The organism is Caballeronia humi, from assembly GCF_001544475.1.
Lineage (GTDB): Bacteria > Pseudomonadota > Gammaproteobacteria > Burkholderiales > Burkholderiaceae > Caballeronia > Caballeronia humi.
Genome location: NZ_FCNW02000202.1, coordinates 1 through 1,052 on the forward strand (window position 1 = coordinate 1; position 1,052 = coordinate 1,052).

Genomic DNA, 1,052 nt, shown 5'->3' on the forward strand with positions numbered 1-1,052 from the left:
CCTGTATAGCGGATGCCAGCGATAATGAACTTCGACTTCCTGCCCGATATGGGCAGAATGAACGGGCAATAGCCACCAGCAGGAAAGTTTGGCTCTTCAGCGACACGGTCGCGGGAGCTAAAGCCAGCGCCGTCATCTACAGCCTCGTGCTTACGTGCCGCGCGTGCAACGTCGAGCCGTACGCGTACCTGCGTCACGTCCTTACGCAACTGCCTCAACGAGCACCCGAGACCGACATCAGCGATCTGCTGCCATGGAGCTTTTTACAGGTCTCCAGTTATGTCGGCTAACGTCAGCAACCCCTTGCGCAACGTCGCCAGTCATTCCAGGCCGCTTGCCCGCTAGCAAATTCACGGTGCTGGGCTACGCTCATACGTAGGCCGTGTGCTCAATTTAGCGCTTACGATCGATCGATCCACCACAAGAGCGGGATCGTCATCGACACAGAGTCGTCATGGGTCCCCACAACGCAGCTTCAGATCCCTCGGCAGAGCCGTGACCGGCGATCGGGGTCATCAAGTAGAGACCGGGCAGCGAGAAAGGGTGTCGACCCAGTGGAATGACTGAGGGTAACCTTACGGGAACCGCTATTGCTCGCCCGGAAGCCTCTACGATGGAGCTTTGATCATGTGCTACAGCGATCCCGACGCGATTCTTCTAGATATTCTTCAGACCGGTAATCTACCTTCCAACGAGCACGGGCACACAGCGCTCGATGACTTCAACCACTTCGGCGCCTACTCGGGCTGCAATCCCTCTCAGGTGAGCTCGGAAGCATACGCCTGGGCTAGACTCGCCTTTGTCAGCGCTCGTCTGCGAACTTCATAAGCGTCGTCCCGCTGATCGAGGCCTCCGATTTGATGCTCTCCACGCTGCAGCGCGCCCCGTTCTCCCGCCAAGGCTGGGTTCGAGTGAAATACAAGTAGGCACTTTGCCGTCTATTGCCTTTCGGAGCGCTTGCCTAGCTTGTGAGGCTGGCATAAGAAGCTGTCGCTTTTCGAAATCGACGACTGTGGCTTTTCAACGATGCGCTCATGCTGCGTTGCGGGTCA

The 1,052-nt window shown here is 57.4% G+C and carries 1 protein-coding gene; it reads left to right on the forward strand.

The genetic code is table 11. The features are described from left to right. A partial coding sequence (locus AWB65_RS35040; RefSeq protein ID WP_143281837.1) for a transposase domain-containing protein occupies positions 1–290 on the forward strand: 290 nt, incomplete at its 5' end. Positions 291–1,052 lie beyond the last annotated feature (762 nt).